23 protein-coding genes and 2 pseudogenes are annotated in these 10,707 nt (G+C 53.6%); 21 read left to right on the top strand and 4 right to left on the bottom strand.

What is annotated here, in order from left to right; all coding sequences use genetic code 11:
• Positions 1-220: 220 nt before the first annotated feature.
• Entirely contained in the window at positions 221-400 is a 180-nt protein-coding gene (locus IPZ49_RS21870) for a hypothetical protein (protein ID WP_227754128.1), read from the bottom strand.
• Between the two features lie 391 nt (positions 401-791).
• Between IPZ49_RS21870 and IPZ49_RS21865 the strand changes: the two genes are divergently transcribed.
• The 19 genes and pseudogenes from IPZ49_RS21865 to IPZ49_RS21775 all read left to right on the top strand — a co-directional run bounded on the left by IPZ49_RS21865 (position 792) and on the right by IPZ49_RS21775 (position 8,118).
• The gene (locus tag IPZ49_RS21865; protein WP_058685516.1) at positions 792-1,067 is read left to right on the top strand and encodes a hypothetical protein; all 276 of its coding nucleotides are present in this window, start codon (positions 792-794) and stop codon (positions 1,065-1,067) included.
• A gap of 290 nt (positions 1,068-1,357) precedes the next feature.
• Entirely contained in the window at positions 1,358-1,555 is a 198-nt protein-coding gene (locus IPZ49_RS21860; RefSeq protein WP_062937902.1) for a DUF1482 family protein, read from the top strand.
• Between the two features lie 72 nt (positions 1,556-1,627).
• Positions 1,628-1,912, top strand: coding sequence for a host nuclease inhibitor GamL (gene gamL / locus IPZ49_RS21855; RefSeq protein WP_062937903.1), 285 nt, complete (start codon positions 1,628-1,630; stop codon positions 1,910-1,912).
• A gap of 11 nt (positions 1,913-1,923) precedes the next feature.
• The gene (locus IPZ49_RS21850; RefSeq protein ID WP_023328770.1) at positions 1,924-2,157 is read left to right on the top strand and encodes a hypothetical protein; all 234 of its coding nucleotides are present in this window, start codon (positions 1,924-1,926) and stop codon (positions 2,155-2,157) included.
• Positions 2,154-2,352: pseudogene (locus tag IPZ49_RS21845) on the top strand (hypothetical protein). Before IPZ49_RS21850 ends, IPZ49_RS21845 begins: the two are co-directional and overlap by 4 nt.
• Positions 2,349-2,657 carry a hypothetical protein gene (locus IPZ49_RS21840; protein WP_162268914.1) on the top strand — a complete coding sequence of 103 codons (309 nt, stop codon included), beginning with the start codon at positions 2,349-2,351 and terminating at the stop codon, positions 2,655-2,657. The pseudogene IPZ49_RS21845 and the gene IPZ49_RS21840 overlap by 4 nt, the downstream one beginning before the upstream one ends.
• A complete protein-coding gene (locus tag IPZ49_RS21835) occupies positions 2,654-3,277 on the top strand; it encodes a lambda exonuclease family protein (protein ID WP_062937905.1) in 624 nt (207 codons plus the stop codon). The genes IPZ49_RS21840 and IPZ49_RS21835 overlap by 4 nt, the downstream gene beginning before the upstream one ends.
• On the top strand, positions 3,274-3,702 hold the full coding sequence (locus tag IPZ49_RS21830; RefSeq protein WP_062937906.1) for a hypothetical protein: 429 nt from the start codon (positions 3,274-3,276) through the stop codon (positions 3,700-3,702). The genes IPZ49_RS21835 and IPZ49_RS21830 overlap by 4 nt, the downstream gene beginning before the upstream one ends.
• Positions 3,699-3,866, top strand: a complete 168-nt coding sequence (locus tag IPZ49_RS21825) for a hypothetical protein (RefSeq protein WP_165599899.1) — start codon at positions 3,699-3,701, stop codon at positions 3,864-3,866. The genes IPZ49_RS21830 and IPZ49_RS21825 overlap by 4 nt, the downstream gene beginning before the upstream one ends.
• The gene (locus IPZ49_RS21820) at positions 3,863-4,414 is read left to right on the top strand and encodes a phage N-6-adenine-methyltransferase (RefSeq protein WP_062937907.1); all 552 of its coding nucleotides are present in this window, start codon (positions 3,863-3,865) and stop codon (positions 4,412-4,414) included. Before IPZ49_RS21825 ends, IPZ49_RS21820 begins: the two co-directional genes overlap by 4 nt.
• Positions 4,411-4,629 carry a hypothetical protein gene (locus tag IPZ49_RS21815; RefSeq protein WP_048209225.1) on the top strand — a complete coding sequence of 73 codons (219 nt, stop codon included), beginning with the start codon at positions 4,411-4,413 and terminating at the stop codon, positions 4,627-4,629. The genes IPZ49_RS21820 and IPZ49_RS21815 overlap by 4 nt, the downstream gene beginning before the upstream one ends.
• On the top strand, positions 4,626-5,237 hold the full coding sequence (locus IPZ49_RS21810; RefSeq protein ID WP_062937908.1) for a hypothetical protein: 612 nt from the start codon (positions 4,626-4,628) through the stop codon (positions 5,235-5,237). The genes IPZ49_RS21815 and IPZ49_RS21810 overlap by 4 nt, the downstream gene beginning before the upstream one ends.
• Positions 5,234-5,425, top strand: coding sequence for a DUF1382 family protein (locus IPZ49_RS21805; RefSeq protein ID WP_022650956.1), 192 nt, complete (start codon positions 5,234-5,236; stop codon positions 5,423-5,425). The genes IPZ49_RS21810 and IPZ49_RS21805 overlap by 4 nt, the downstream gene beginning before the upstream one ends.
• Positions 5,426-5,513: 88 nt before the next feature.
• On the top strand, positions 5,514-5,732 hold the full coding sequence (locus IPZ49_RS21800) for a TraR/DksA family transcriptional regulator (protein WP_375336484.1): 219 nt from the start codon (positions 5,514-5,516) through the stop codon (positions 5,730-5,732).
• On the top strand, positions 5,732-6,079 hold the full coding sequence (locus tag IPZ49_RS21795) for a hypothetical protein (RefSeq protein WP_062937910.1): 348 nt from the start codon (positions 5,732-5,734) through the stop codon (positions 6,077-6,079). Before IPZ49_RS21800 ends, IPZ49_RS21795 begins: the two co-directional genes overlap by 1 nt.
• Positions 6,057-6,296, top strand: coding sequence for a DUF4222 domain-containing protein (locus IPZ49_RS21790; protein WP_062937911.1), 240 nt, complete (start codon positions 6,057-6,059; stop codon positions 6,294-6,296). The genes IPZ49_RS21795 and IPZ49_RS21790 overlap by 23 nt, the downstream gene beginning before the upstream one ends.
• A 57-nt stretch (positions 6,297-6,353) precedes the next feature.
• A pseudogene (locus IPZ49_RS21785) lies at positions 6,354-6,626 on the top strand (dATP/dGTP pyrophosphohydrolase domain-containing protein); the annotation flags it as partial.
• Between the two features lie 165 nt (positions 6,627-6,791).
• Positions 6,792-7,064 carry an excisionase gene (locus IPZ49_RS21780; RefSeq protein WP_023300430.1) on the top strand — a complete coding sequence of 91 codons (273 nt, stop codon included), beginning with the start codon at positions 6,792-6,794 and terminating at the stop codon, positions 7,062-7,064.
• Positions 7,033-8,118, top strand: coding sequence for a tyrosine-type recombinase/integrase (locus tag IPZ49_RS21775; protein ID WP_062937913.1), 1,086 nt, complete (start codon positions 7,033-7,035; stop codon positions 8,116-8,118). The genes IPZ49_RS21780 and IPZ49_RS21775 overlap by 32 nt, the downstream gene beginning before the upstream one ends.
• Before the next feature lie 322 nt (positions 8,119-8,440).
• Here the strand turns inward: IPZ49_RS21775 and IPZ49_RS21770 are convergent, their stop codons facing one another.
• Genes IPZ49_RS21770 through yobA form a run of 3 tightly spaced genes read right to left on the bottom strand, consistent with a single transcriptional unit; the run spans position 8,441 to position 10,038 of the window.
• Positions 8,441-8,779 carry a YebY family protein gene (locus IPZ49_RS21770; RefSeq protein ID WP_033486805.1) on the bottom strand — a complete coding sequence of 113 codons (339 nt, stop codon included), beginning with the start codon at positions 8,777-8,779 and terminating at the stop codon, positions 8,441-8,443.
• A 16-nt stretch (positions 8,780-8,795) separates the two neighbouring features.
• The gene (copD, locus tag IPZ49_RS21765) at positions 8,796-9,665 is read right to left on the bottom strand and encodes a copper homeostasis membrane protein CopD (RefSeq protein WP_017384341.1); all 870 of its coding nucleotides are present in this window, start codon (positions 9,663-9,665) and stop codon (positions 8,796-8,798) included.
• 1 nt (position 9,666) lies between these two features.
• The gene (gene yobA, locus IPZ49_RS21760; RefSeq protein WP_058688596.1) at positions 9,667-10,038 is read right to left on the bottom strand and encodes a CopC domain-containing protein YobA; all 372 of its coding nucleotides are present in this window, start codon (positions 10,036-10,038) and stop codon (positions 9,667-9,669) included.
• A gap of 137 nt (positions 10,039-10,175) precedes the next feature.
• Here yobA and IPZ49_RS21755 point away from each other — a divergent pair, with 137 nt between their 5' ends.
• Both IPZ49_RS21755 and IPZ49_RS21750 read left to right on the top strand, forming a co-directional pair.
• Complete coding sequence (locus tag IPZ49_RS21755) at positions 10,176-10,406, top strand: DNA polymerase III subunit theta (protein ID WP_003859784.1); 231 nt, start codon at positions 10,176-10,178, stop codon at positions 10,404-10,406.
• Positions 10,407-10,517: 111 nt separating this feature from the next.
• Positions 10,518-10,707, top strand: a 190-nt coding sequence (locus tag IPZ49_RS21750; protein ID WP_275425401.1) for a nitrilase-related carbon-nitrogen hydrolase, incomplete at its 3' end; no start/stop codon positions are given.

Raw genomic sequence — 10,707 nt, 5'->3', positions numbered from 1 at the left:
GCTTATTCGCACCTTCCCTAGAAAAGAGCTTGCTGGAAACATTCAAAATAGCAAGTCTGAAATCTCATTGAGAATGGATCGCCTAGAAGATAAGTTTGATTCTAGCAGCAAAGACACATCTGATAAGCTCATGAGAATACAAATGATTCTTGAGCAAAACGCTGAAAAAAAATAATACCACCCGGCCACCGTGCCGGGTTTTTTTATTGCCCTTTCCGCACTAGTTCCGCCGCATCCCTGTTTGCCCCTTCCCTATCACATTGCCGGTTTCATGCCGGGTACGCTCCAGCCTCTCCACCAGGTTATCCCTGCTGATCGGGGTGCCGCTAATTATCAAATCCACCACCGCCAGCCCTAAGGCGTTGAGAATCAGGCCAGCATTATCTTCGTTGATGTTCATGGCTCACCCCTTCTGATGTTTTTTTAAACATACCACCACTGAAATGAAAAATAAATTCCGTTTCAAAACAACCGAATAAAACCAATGCGCCATCAAATACAACTTTTGTTGTTGACGATAAAACAACCATGGTTTTTAATAAGCCCATCGAAACAACACAGCGTTTCGGTCAGTCGAACGGCGCGACAGTAAACCATGCGTCGGACGCCCGGCGGGCTCAGGGAGAGCGGCAATGGTGCGTAACTGGAATGTTTTTGGCTGGCAGACGGTTATCAGCTAGTTGGTGAGGTAATGGCTCACCAAGGCGACGACGACCTTCCCAGCTTCATTGTGGGGAGCCAGCACCAAAGCATTTCTCCCGCATCAGCGGGTAAAGACAGAGGGTAAGGATATGGAGCAATTTGCAAAAGTATTTGAATCGCACGACCGGCAAATACTGGTGAAAAAAGGTGAGGATAGCGACGGTGATCCTGCGCTGTGTATATCAACGATGATCTCTGGTTTAGAAATGAGCATCAACGTCAACTTTTCAGATGATGGAGATAGCTTAAATAAGGCGTTTGACTCATTCACCCAAGATCAGGCTGACTTCTTCGCCAAAAAACTTGAAGGACAAACATCACCATTTGAAGCGCTTAAATTGCTAATGAGTTCTGAAGATGTATAGACCCGCTCCGGCGGGTTTTTTATCGGCCATACATAGGTAGATTTTCGAGTCTGCCCATTTATGACAACCGGCGGCCATCCACCGCCCATTGAAACACTGAATATATGCGTTGAAGTCTTGTATTAACCGTTCCGTTCGCCGCGATAAGGCCAAGAGGAAATCATGGTAAACCAGCAGCAGATCAGAGAGGCCCAACGGCTCGCGTCGTTCGCGGTACTCCATCGCAATGCTCCGGCGTGGGAAGAAGCAAAGCGTCTTTACGCCGTCGCCATCGGGAGGATTCTTCACTGATGGAAACTTTATTCGCACTCGTCCTGACCGTAGCAATGACCAACGGTGATTATCAGGATGTCATTCTCGGCGTTTACGACAGCCAGCAGGAATGCAGCCAGGCAGCTACAGAACAGAAAGTAACAGCTGAATGCTGGCCGGTAGAAAGCATCCTCCGAAACGGCGAGCTCCCGGCGAAATCCATCGCGCAGCATTAACCACCCTATTCAACCGATCGGCCTGGCATTACGCGGGCGGGATCTGCACATCCAAATTTCAGGAGTTCAGCCATGAACACATACCTCACTTACGACCGAATCGAAGATCGGCGCTGGGTTGAGCAGCAGCTCACCGACGAGAAGGAGAAGTGGATCGACGACAGGGCGCAGCGAATCATCGACATGATGCCAAAAGAGCCGTCAAGCCTCTTCCACTTCACGATCCCGATTGACTCCAGCCCATACGAAGGACTTCGCAGCGATAAAGCTGGCGAGGCCTACAACGATTTCATTTCGGCAGTTGCTTACGCCCAGGCGGAATACGACTGGGAACACCGTAACGGCTGCCCGTTTTAAGGAGAGAGTTAATGGCCCGCAGAAATTTACTTCACAAATCGAAATTAGCCGACTTTAAGGAGTGGCTCTCGATGAACGGAATTCAGTGGAGAGATGGGAAAGGTAGTTACCAGGTGATACAGGTGAATACGGGATGCGGCTGGACACCGATTTATGACAGCAGCAAAGAGCGACGCGAGCATTTCACCATTCAGGATGCTCTCAGGCCTTTGGTAAACAGATTCATCAGAGAGGCTGCAAAATGACAGATTCAAAAACACATTACCGCAAGGCATTTGACTCCCCTTACCTGAGCAGCGCCGATATCGTTGAGCCAACGGTGCTGACTATCGCCCGGGCAACGTTAGAAAACGACAAAACAAAAAAATCCAAAGACGTTTTTAACACCGCTTATTTTGAAGAGCGCGAGCTGCGCCCTGGCGAAAAGCTCAAGCCGATGATTCTCAATGCCACCAATAGCAAGATGCTGAAAAGCATTACCGGATCGCCATTCCTTGAAGATTGGGTTGGCGTGAAGGTCACGGTCTACGTCGATAAAAATGTCCGGTTCGGAAAAGAATCGGTTGAGGGTCTCCGCTTAAGCCCGGCGCGCGCCACGAAACCGGTGCTTTCGCCGGAGAAAACGCAGGCATGGAATAACGCTAAAGCAGCTTTCAAGCGCGACGGAAACCTTGATGCAGTGCTGGCGAGAATGGACATTTCTCCGGAGCATCGCCGCCAACTTGAGCAGGAGTGTTCATCATGATCTGGCACGACGTCGAGCAAAACGGTGAAGAGTGGGATGCTCTTCGCCTGGGTAAGGCAACCGCTTCAAACTTCGGCCTGATCATGGCTAACGAAGGAAAGGCGTTTGGTGAACCAGCCAAGCGTTACGCCCTTCAGTTGGCGCTTGAGCAAATTAAGTGGTGCAAGTCTGAGTTTGGCTTCTCAAACGACCACATGGAGCGCGGGCACGAACAGGAGCCAATTGCCCGCATGCTGTACGAAGATATGAACTTCGTCGACGTGGATAACGGCGGGTTCTTTGATCACGAAACTTACGGTGACAGCCCCGATGGCCTCGTCGGCCAGGACGGGCTCGTTGAGATTAAGTCGGTCATTGCCGCCACTCACTACTCCACACTCACCCGCGGCTCCTTCGATCCGGCATACAGATGGCAACTGGTTGGTCACCTTGATTGTTCTGGCAGAGATTGGGTGGACTTCATCAGCTACTGCTCAGACTTCCCTGACGGTAAACAGCTCATCGTCTATCGCCTTACAGCTGCCGAATGTGAATCAGAAATAGCCCGGCTTCGCGCGCGCCGAAAAGACTTCCTCGAACTTGTTGCGGACACGAAGCGCCGCATTCTGGAGCTCGAATGAAACGCACACCCTTCTACCGCCGTCCCGGGCGAACCGGGCAATTCTCCGGCCTCCGTGAGCGCGTTATCTGGATGATTCAAACGCGCGGCCGCCCGGTAACAGGCAGCGAAATCGCTGAGAAGTTTGGCGTAACGCTGATTGAGTTTAACCGGGTAGCCAACGGCATTACCCGCGGCTCAGGACAGATAGCGCAGATCGTTGAATCGGAAAAATGGCTCAACGAGGACGGCATCTGCGACCGGACATTCGACCTGGTCACGAAGCCAAAGGTCGTAACGCCGCAGGGTAAATCGCGGCTGTTCACCCGGCGCGCCATCGAGCAATCGCAGGAAGGTAGGCGGCAGGAGTGCATTGAACGTGCAGCACGCCGTCGCCGCCTGATTGCCGCTGGCCTCTACATAGACGAAATGGAGTCAGTGCTATGAAAGCGTGGTCACTCGAAGAGCTGGCGCTGCTGTGGCGACACTCAAACGCTGAAGTCGCAGAGATTACCGGCCGCAGCATTGAAGAGGTCGGAGATAAGCGGCTGCAAACTAATATTGAGCGTAATGGCTGGGATGTTAACGATCCGGAGCGGGAGGATGCATGACCGATTACACCGGCAGCAACACGCCAGCGGATCAGCGCGACCTCTGGCGCACTCCACCAGCCATCTTCGTTTCCCTTGATGCAGAGTTCTGCTTCCAGCTTGATTCCGCCGCTGCGCCGCATAACGCGCTGTGCCGGAAGTTCATCACAGCCGAGCAGAACACGCTGGAAACGCCATGGGCTGATTACCTGAATGTTCCTGGTTACGTCTGGCTCAATCCACCATATAGCGACATCACACCTTTCGTGAAGAAGGCCGCTGCCGAGAGCATCAATCAGATCGGCACGGTCATGCTGGTACCGGCAGATACTTCAGTTGGCTGGTTCAAGGAAGCTATCCAAACCGCCAGCGAGGTTCGCTTCATCACCGCCGGGCGACTGGCATTTATCAACCCGGTCACCGGTAAGCCAGTATCGGGAAATAACAAAGGTTCGATGCTTATCATCTGGCGACCGTATCCGCGTACACACTGCCACTTCGCAACTGTGGACCGGGACGAGCTGATGGCTTTCGGGGCGAAACTTCTCGCCCGCCGGGAGGCCGCATGACGCCAGCAAATGAAAACGCCGTCCGCGCCGCCTGCCGCCGCTGCACCGAAGAAATCCAGCAGGCCATGCGCAAGAAGCCAAAGCCTAACTGGAACGAAACGGTGCCACCCATCATCAACAAGCATCACAAGAAAATTGAAGCTCTGGGAGTTAGCCTCCTGGAATTCGTCGTCAAAACTGGCCGCCTTAACGGGCGGTTTGGAGCTGAACAATGAATATGAACACTGAAAAAATCGTGATGATGGACAGCGATGAAGCGGCCAGCATCCAGACCGTAACTGGTTGGGTAGACCGTCAAGGCCGTTTCTGGGGCGGTGACGAGCACCAGGCGCGTTGGTGCGGTGCCACTCATCGTAAGTGCAAGAACAAACCTGACGAACATCCTATTCATAGCACTCATGGTTATTGCGAAGAATGCCACCGCGAAAGCCGCCAGGCGAAGTTCGCCACCTTTGAGCTCGAGGTATGGACCGGAGAGCCGCTCGTTATCTTTGATGATGACCAGTACTTTTTCGACGCTGAGTCGCTGGCCGACTATTGCTATGAGCACTCCCTGCTGCCCAGTGAGTTGCAGTTAATGATCTGCGAGCCTAACTATCCGCCTGAGTTCGACTTGGAGCAGCACTGCGAGGAGATCATGCCTGATGGCGATGACTATTACTGTTTGCCGCAAGCTGTGCGCGATGCTGCTGAGGCGCTGAATAAGGCGCTGAAAGAAAGTGCTCCAGTATCGTGGAGTGCCAGCAACCGTGTGGCGATCGTCTCTGACGACATGCTCAACGACGAGCAGAAGGCCGAAATAATGGCGGAGCGCGCCGCATGAACAGAGCCTCCCCCGTTGATTTGAGAAAAAGCCTCGAAATAGCCAACCACCTGGCGCACATCGGGATTCGCTTTGTGCCGATCCCGGTGGCGACCGAGGAAGAATTCCAGACGCTGGCTGCCGAGTTATCGCGACGGCTTGAGCAGATGGCAGTCGAAGCTGAGAAGAATGAAGGCGGTGCAGCATGAAGGCACTAATCACCCAGGAGCTTAAAGCTCCCTTTTTATTGCTGGCGTTCACCTTCAACCGAATTAACCGACAGTTCCGGGAGCATTGATCATGGACATCATCGACACCGCAGCAGAGATTGAAGAGCTTCAGCGTAACGCTGCCCTTTCAGCTCACCGCATCGACCGTAAAGCCGTATCAGCTGAACGTTGTGAAGAATGCGACGAACCAATTCCCGAACCGCGGCGCGCTGCCGTTCCCGGCTGCCAGACGTGCGCCAGTTGCCAGGCTGATTTGGAACTTATCCGTAAGCAAAGGGGCTCCTGATGGATTACACCAAACTCAGTGACGGTGAAATAAGTGTAAGGCTCGCATATTTCCTGAAGCCAAAGTACACCGCCACTATTCACCCGCATGAAAAGACCGGTGCCAATTTGTCGTGGAACTGGTTTAACACGGTACAGAACACCGCCTGGTTTCCGTTACGTCGTGCCGAAGAGCTCTACCCGGCAATGAAGAAGCATCGAATCGGTCTGGTACCATTAGGTAAGACCGTGTGGCAGGCAACTCATGAGTCTGGTGTCAGCTCGACTCACCGTAACCCGCTGCGCGCTGTGGCAATCGTCTACCTCCTTTTGCAGGAGTCAGCCAATGTTCAGGATAATCCAGCCTAACACCTGGTACGCCGATGATTTCGGCGCACCCTGCAAAATCCTCCGCGCTACCCACGAAGTAATCCACTACATCCGCAACGGCCGCACCTGCATTGCCAGCATGGGCCGCTTTAATCAGGATTTCGAGCCGCTGACCAAAGCAGAGGCCGAGCGGATCGCTGAAGAAATCGAAACAGCAGAACACCTGAAGAAGCTGCGCGCAATGCGTGCTGCATGAGGAGAGAGCGTGAAACCTTACGAATCGAAGAAATCGCAGTTCACCAGAAACCTGATCCGGCGGCGCCACGCTGAATGGTCAGAAAAGACCTTCGGCAATGTCGGCCCCATCGGACCTCTGAAGCACCTTTCGAAAGAGGCGCTGGAAGCTGCTGCCGATCCTGCCGACCTAAGTGAATGGGCTGATATGCAGTTCCTGCTTTGGGACGCGCAGCGGCGCGCCGGTATCACCGATGAGCAAATCACCGCGGCGCTGGAAGAAAAACTAAAGGTGAACATGACCCGCCACTGGCCGGAACCGAAAGACGGGGAGCCGCGTCTTCACATCAAACCTTGACGCAACTGATAGCCAGTTATGAGCTGGCTATTGGGTGCGAAAGCGCCACCTCGTGATCCCTTTTGCCCGGCCCCGCGCCGGGTTCTTTTTTGCCTGATTTCGATTAATCAACACGTCAACGCAGCCTCGCATATAATGCCTGGCGGCTAAGGAGTTCTCATGGCTAAGCTTCTCAACTTGCAGGAATGGGCTGCTGAGGTCTACACGACTCCACCATCCCTTTCTACTCTGCGTCGATGGACGCGGGAGGGGCGAATTTATCCCGCGCCGGAGCTGCACGGAAAGGAATATAAGGTCCAGCCTGACGCTATCTACGTGGATCCGCGCAAGAAGAATCTGCGCGCTAAACCGAAACACACCAAACTGCCGTCCGGCGGCACCTTACTGGAGAGACTGACTCATGGCGAAAAGGCCAGTACGTTACGACGCTAACCTGCCCCGTAACCTGACCTATCGTAAAAGAGACAGACTTTACAGCTGGCGCAATCCGGTGACCGGGCAGGAGATTTCTCTTGGCCGGATTGATCGCAAAGACGCTGTTGCCCAGGCCATTGAGGCCAACAACTACATCGACCAGAATTACCTTCCCTCTTCTCTCCTGGATCGCATAAAAGACGTGCCCACTTTCACAGTGGCAGCATGGCTGGAGCGTTATGAGGTGATTCTCGAGCGGCGCGAGCTGAAACCAAACACGATGAAGGTCAGGCGAAACCAGATCGCCACCATAAAGGAAGAGTTCGGAAAAATACCCCTCGCATCAGTCACCACAAAGGATATCGCCTCATTCCTTGAAGCGTACATTCTCTGCGATAAAAAAAGCATGGCTTCCGGGCTACGGTCTGTTCTGATGGACATCTTCAGGGAGGCGATTGTGGAAGGACATGTCGACAGGAACCCGGCAGAACCGACGCGAACGCCGACACCGAAAGTTAAGCGAGAACGCTTGCTGCTCGAACAATTCACGGTCATCCGCCAGGCTGCGTTAACTCATTCTGAATGGGCGCCAAACGCATGCGATCTGGCACTGGTCACCGGCCAGCGACGTGAGGATATTTCGCTGTTCAGATTCAGTGACGTTAAAGACGGGAGGCTTTTCGTTACTCAGGAGAAAACAGGTCACAAACTGGCGCTCCCCCTTGATTTGAGGCTGGACGTCGCCGGGCTTGTGTTGCAGGATGTCATTGAGCGATGCCGGGTAAATAACCCCTCCGACTTCATGCTTTACTCGCCGGTTCGCCGTGGCGGGAGAAGGCCGGGGCCGCTAACTCCTGACGGGCTCACTCAGGCTTTCGCAGAGATAAGGGATTCGACCGGGTTAAAATTCGGTCCTAACCCACCGCCTTTCCATGAGATCAGGAGTCTGGCGAGCAGGCTCTACGAAAAGGAGCGCGGAGAAGAGTTTGCTCAACGTTTACTCGGCCACAAAAATTTAACAATGACCAAAAAATACCTGGACGCACGCGGTGCAGAGTATGTTATGGTTTAGACAGGATATGGAATATTCGAGTAATTTTCGGGGGGTTTCGTGTTAATACCGAAAAAACCTTTGAAAAACAAATAGATAAAAAGAGACCGAATACGATTCCTGTATTCGGTCCAGGGAAATGGCTCTTGGGAGAGAGCCGTGCGCTAAAAGTTGGCATTAATGCAGGCTCAATCGCCTTGCCCTTTAAGAATAGATGACGACGTCAGGTTTTCCAGTCCACAGCAAAAGTGGTCTGAAAAAAAGCGTCAGAACATCACTAAATGTGAAAAACCGCAGAGCTTTTACAAGCACCTGCGGTTTTTTTTTACTGGAAACCTGACGGCTAGCAGAGCTTTTCAGCGCGCTCAATAAACGGTGCCAGACTCTTCTTCTGCCCGGGGTTTGCCGGGTCATCTACCTGGATCACGCTGACAGGCTGTCCGTTACTTTTCCCGCTGGCAACCTGCTGCTCCGCCACGTCATTTAACGGATACTGCACGAGCGTACTGGGATTGATGACATACAGCGCGTTACCGGGACGGCAGGTAAGCATGACTTCTTCACGATTAAATGCCCAGTTGTCCTTACCCACTTCAAACCGGCTGACAGTGATGACCTGCGGCGCGGCTAACGCACTGCTGGCACAGGTGAGAAGTAAAAGAGAAAGCAGTGTCTTATTCATATGTTATTTAACCTTGTCAGAAGGGTTCCCAGGTCGCGAACAGGCTGACGGCCGCCAGTACCAGCGCGCCCAGCACCACCTCTGCCTGTGTCATCCTGATAAAAATCTGTTGTTCCCGCCCGGCCTCCGGGCGAAAGCGTGGCACAAGAAAATACCGATTCGCCAGCGCAATTGCCACCATCATCATGACCAGCGCACATTTGAACAACAACAGCTGGACATAAGGCGCCTGCCACGGCACGTTTATGCCAACAATAAAGAGCGTATTGATTATCCCGGTCAGCAGCACGCCTGCCACGGCGTAATGCCCCACGCGGGAGAAGCGCATCATGGTAAAGATAGCGGCTGGCTGCCAGCGGCCTTTCGCCAGACGCATACAAAACAGCAGCGGCAGTAAACCACCCACCCAGGTCGCGGCGCAGAGCAGGTGAAGCGCATGGTTGAGACGATGCAACGCTCCCGGTGCGCCACCGTTCATCGCGGCATGTCCCACGCCCGCCAGCAGCACCAGCTGCCCCATCGCGAGCAGTAACAGCCGAGAGCCTTTTTGCGGGGTAAGCCATGCAGCGCCCGCCGTCACAACGGCCAGCACCATTTGCCACAACCAGACGCCGCCAAATTGCGTTCCCAGCACGCTGCGCCAGACCGCCGGACGAATGACATCGCCCCAGCCGTTGCCCATCAACCCACTTTGCAGGCCAAACATCAGCAGAGCCGCTATCAGGCTGATTAAGGCCGCGAGTTTCTGCTGCCGCTGGAAACGCCGGGTCATGAGGCGCTGCAACGAAGACGGCGCAAACCAGACGCTGTAGAGCGCGTTGCCGAAAAGCAGCATCAGCGCAGCAAAATGGATGAAGCGTAACGCGACGTAGCTCAGGGTCAGCATGCTATTTCACGCTAAAGTGATAGCTGCCTTCGGTTTTGTGGCCATCCACGGAGACCACATGCCAGTCCACCGTGTAGGTGCCGGACGTCAACGGTTTCTCAAGAGGAACAATCAGCTTTGCGTTATCCTTCTCGTCACGCTTCACCGCGCCGGTCTGGATCTTGTGCTGCTGCGCGTCCGTCACCACCACGCCGCTGAAGGCAGGCTCAATGCCTTCCGAGAAGTTCAGGGTAATGACCTCTGGTGCCACCGCAACGGTATTTTCCTGCGGGGATTGCTGCTTAAGATGCGCATGGGCCAGAACTGAGGGCGTGATGGCTGAAGAGAGCAGAAAGACCAGCGCGCACGCGACACGGGAAGGGGTAAAATGCATCACAATCATTCCTTTTCGTTATGCCTGAATGCTAAAGAATAACTCTGTATAATTAACGAGTCGAGGAACATCCTTTGCTCCCTTGTCATCGTTGAACAATCGCGGTAACGTTGCCGCCGCAGAAAAAGGAGAAGGAAATGAACGTTAATCTGGCCGCCCTTCCTCAGGACGAGATGGACAAAGTGAATGTCGATCTCGCCGCCGCGGGGGTCGCATTCAAAGAGCGTTACAACATGCCCGTCGTGGCTGAAGTGGTAGAGCGTGAACAACCCGCGCATCTGCGCGACTGGTTTCGCGAACGTCTCATTGCGCATCGCCTCGCCTCCGTCAATCTCTCGCGCCTGCCGTACGAACCTAAAGTTAAATAAGCTTAACGTCTCGTTACACTTCCTTACGCGTTATGTGGCAGGATAAGAAAACCCTGATAAATTTAGGTGTAATCTTAAAATCCCAGCGACTTAGTGTATAAGGAAGTCACGATGTCACGATGGAATATTGCCGCGGCTCAGTATGCCCCGCGGCACAACTGTGTTGATGAGCACGTAAAACATCACCTGCACTTTATTGCCGAGGCTGCATGGCATGGGTGCGATTTGATCGTCTTTCCGGAGCTTTCGCTTACCGGCCCAGGCGGAACATCCTTACCCCCACCCCCTGACGATTTGCAGC

The sequence above is a fragment of the Enterobacter cloacae complex sp. S2 genome (assembly GCF_015159675.1).
Lineage (GTDB): Bacteria > Pseudomonadota > Gammaproteobacteria > Enterobacterales > Enterobacteriaceae > Enterobacter > Enterobacter intestinihominis.
This window is presented reverse-complemented; position numbering and strand designations above follow the sequence as displayed.